The organism is Bradyrhizobium sp. Crot121 (genome assembly GCF_059512385.1).
Genome location: NZ_JCAMOR010000347.1, coordinates 1 through 490 on the forward strand (window position 1 = coordinate 1; position 490 = coordinate 490).

Sequence of the window (490 nt, forward strand, 5' to 3'; positions counted from 1 at the left end):
CGCGTTGGCAGATTTACGATTGGCGACGACGCTTTCGCCGGCGAGGCGTATTGCCGTCGTGCGAGGCTTCGCAGCCGACATTCGCGCCGCTGGTCGTGGAAGGTGCGTTGGAGGAGCATCACGTTCCGGCGATCAAGCTTGAGATAGCGATCGGCGATGTCGTGGTGCGGACGGACACGGCTATAGATGGCGAGCAGCTATCTCGGGTGATCCGCGCGGTACGAGCGTCACGATGATCGCGGCCGGTGCTGATCTGAAGATTTACATGGCAACGCGGCCGATTGACTTCCGCTGTGGCCATGATGGGCTTGCTGCGAAGGTGCAGGAGATGCTTCGTCTCGATCCGTTCAGCGGGGCAGCCTTCGTGTTCCGATCGAAACGAGCGGACCGGATCAAGATTTTGGTCTGGGATCGAACGGGCCTGGTATTGGTGCACAAGCGCCTCGAAGGCTGCAAGTTCGTTTGGCCAACGATCGCGGACGGCGTGATG

Annotated in this window: 1 protein-coding gene and 1 pseudogene; both read left to right on the forward strand. The window is 60.6% G+C overall.

The features are described 5' to 3' along the window. A pseudogene (locus AC5ZGW_RS46905) lies at positions 1-236 on the forward strand (hypothetical protein); the annotation flags it as partial. After that, the coding region (tnpB, locus tag AC5ZGW_RS46910) for an IS66 family insertion sequence element accessory protein TnpB (protein ID WP_496114240.1) at positions 233-490 on the forward strand (258 nt) is incomplete at its 3' end. The pseudogene AC5ZGW_RS46905 and the gene tnpB, both read left to right, overlap by 4 nt.